This window comes from Microcystis aeruginosa LEGE 91341 (assembly GCF_015206885.1).
GTDB lineage: Bacteria > Cyanobacteriota > Cyanobacteriia > Cyanobacteriales > Microcystaceae > Microcystis > Microcystis aeruginosa_H.
On sequence record NZ_JADEXY010000233.1, the window covers coordinates 1 to 3,000 of the forward strand.

At 45.0% G+C, this 3,000-nt stretch carries 2 protein-coding genes; one reads left to right on the forward strand and one right to left on the reverse strand.

What is annotated here, in order from left to right:
* Positions 1 to 321: 321 nt before the first annotated feature.
* A complete protein-coding gene (gene hisD / locus IQ234_RS20390) occupies positions 322 to 1,566 on the forward strand; it encodes a histidinol dehydrogenase (protein ID WP_193958409.1) in 1,245 nt (414 codons plus the stop codon).
* Between the two features lie 120 nt (positions 1,567 to 1,686).
* On the opposite strand, the gene IQ234_RS20395 is transcribed toward hisD, so the two are convergent.
* Positions 1,687 to 2,901 (reverse strand): ABC transporter permease, encoded by a 1,215-nt coding sequence (locus tag IQ234_RS20395; protein ID WP_193958410.1) that lies wholly within the window; start codon positions 2,899 to 2,901, stop codon positions 1,687 to 1,689.
* Positions 2,902 to 3,000: the final 99 nt, after the last annotated feature.

Sequence of the window (3,000 nt, forward strand, 5' to 3'; positions counted from 1 at the left end):
AGTATAAATTATGAATTATGAATTATGAATTGGGGTATGGGGAGAATAAATAAAAATAATCTCCTGACTCCTGACTCCTATCTCCTGACTCCTGACTCCTATCTCCTGACTCCTGACTCCTGACTCCTGACTCCTGACTCCTATCTCCTGACTCCTATCTCCTGACTCCTATCTCCTATCTCCTATCTCCTGACTCCTATCTCCTGACGGCTAAAATAACCGACTTCGTCTCCCTCCCCGGTCAAGATTGAAAGCGATAAGCTAGAGTGTGAGAAGTGAAAACCTTTTAATCTCGTTTCGCCCCTAGAGGATAATAGCTCGATGTTGCGAATTATCACAGAGCCATGGTCAGCCAGAACGGAACTGAGACGAATTCGGGAACGGTTCGACGATCCTGAAATTCGGGAAAAAGAATCGCTTGTCCGAGAGATTGTCGATCAGGTGCGACTTTCTGGCGATCGCTCGTTGGTGGATTACACGGAAAAATTCTACCAACAGTCCCTTAATCTACAACAACTTAAGGTGAGTGGCTCGGAACTCGATGCTGCTTATCAACAGGTGTCGCAGGATTTATTAAATGCGATCGCTGTTGCCTGTGCAAAAATGGAGGCTTTTCACCGTCAGCGTCTTCCCAAAGCTTGGGTGCAGTTTCCTGAAGATGGTACGGTTCGAGGGAAACGTTATCAACCGATTAACAGTGTGGGAATTGTCGTTCCCGATGGTAAACGAGCCTATCTCAGTTTATTGCTCCAACAGGCGATTCCTGCCAAAATAGCGGGGGTTAAACGGATTGTGATGGTATCTCCTGCTGATGAGGATTTACGCATCCATCCAGCGATTTTAGTGGCAGCCCAATCGGTGGGTATTAGTGAAATTTATCGGGTGGCTGGACCACAGGCGATCGCCGCTTTAGCCTACGGCACAAAAACGATCGCTCCCGTGGAGATGATTGCCGGAATAGGTGATTTTTATACTAATTTGGCTAAAAAACTGGTTTCTGACCATGTAAAAATCGATTATCTCTCTATTACTTCTGATTTGGTTATTATTGCCGATAATCAAGCTAATCCCAGACAGTTAGCCCTAGATTTATTAGCGCAAGCGGAACAGTATTCCCTAGCGGCAGCGATTTTATTGACGACGGATAAGGCTTTGGCTTTAATAGTACAGGAAGAAGTACAAAAACAGTTACAGATACATCCCCAGAGATTATTAACGGAAAAAGCGATCGCTCATTATGGTTTAATCGTGGTGGTAGAGTCATTGGAAAAAGCGATCGAATTATCGAATCTTTTTGCTCCTACCCATTTATCCTTAATGATCGATGAACCTTGGGAAAAGCTATCTTCTGTAAGACAATCGGGAACTATTCTCCTTGGTTCTACTACTCCAAAAGCGGTGGCTGATTATTTGGGTTGTCCCGTGGGAGTGGAAACTTTTCTCGATTCCGCCACTTTGATCGAATATCCTACCGATTCCTTCGCCTCCATAGCCCATAATTTGCAAATATTAGCGCAAGCAGAGGGCTTTACGGCAACGGATGCGGGTATAGAATCCCGAGGTTAGGACAAGAACTAAGTAGTCGTGCAAAATAAATTTCCTAGTGAAGATAGGCAAGAGGCAATAGGCAAGAGGCAAAAGCTTTATCGAAATGTGTAATTAATTTTGCTTAGGTACTTAGAAAAACTATAATCTTCTCAAAGCAACGATTGGGTCTAATTTAGCGGCACGATGAGCGGGAACAACACCGAAAATCAGACCGATGGCACTGGAAACTCCTAAAGCGAGAATTATCGCAGGGATTGAGACACTGGTAGTTAGAGCGGCAAAAATTCCCGCCAGATACATTCCTTGAATGCCGACAAAAATCCCGATAATTCCGCCAGTAGTGGCTAAAATCACCGATTCAATGAGAAATTGACCTTTTATATCCCCTTCTTTCGCTCCTAAAGCCTTTCTTAAACCGATTTCTTGGGTTCTTTCCGTGACTGACACGAGCATAATATTCATCACTCCGATTCCCCCGACAAAAAGGGAAATACTGGCGATCGAGGCTAACATTCTAGTTAAACTATCGTTAGTCTCTTTGGTCATTTCTAAGACTGCGGTTTGGGGGAAAACCTGCACATAATTCTCGTCGCTGACCTGATGACGCATTTGCAGTAGGTTGCTAATCTGAAACTGGGCGGCTTTAATTTGGGCAGAGTTTTTGGCCAAGACAGAAATATGAGTCAGGGGAATGCCAAAGATAGCTCTGCGGCCTTGAACCTGATTAGACATGGTAGTTAGGGGAATTAAAGCTCGATCGTCCTGATTAGCCTCAAATAAGGAGCCTTTCGCCTGTAAAACTCCAATAACTTGAAAACTAAGATCGCCGATGCGAAGATTTTCGCCGACGGGATTGCGATTACCAAAGAGATTTTTGGCTAATTCCGATCCCAAGACAATCACGCGATTATCCCGTTTCAGGTCAGATTCCATAATAAATCTACCTTTAGATAGTTGACGGTTACGCACGTTTAGGTACTCGGCTCCCACCCCAATCAGGGGACTATTACTGGTTCTATTACCGAAGGATAAGATTCTTGTGCCGCTCAATTCGGGAGAAATGGCGGCAATGGCGGGAACTTGAGATGCGATCGCCTGAGCATCTTCGTAGGTGAGCGGCCGGGGATTAGGAATTGTCCGCCGGACATTGCGCGAGGAGGTGGAAACAAATAAAACATTCGGACCGAGGGCTTCAAACTGCTCGAGGGCGACTTTTTGCGCTCCTTCACCCACTCCCACTAGGGCAATGACGGAGGCGTTACCGATAGCAATTCCCAGCATGGTTAGACCACTACGCAGTTTATTGGCCATCAAAGCGGAAAAAGCCATTTTCAGGTTTTCGAGCATTTCCATGGTTAGTTACATTCAGTGATTAGTGGGGAATTATGAATTATGAATTATGAATTATGAATTGGGGAGATGGGGAAGTGGGAAAGTGGGGAAGTGGGGAAG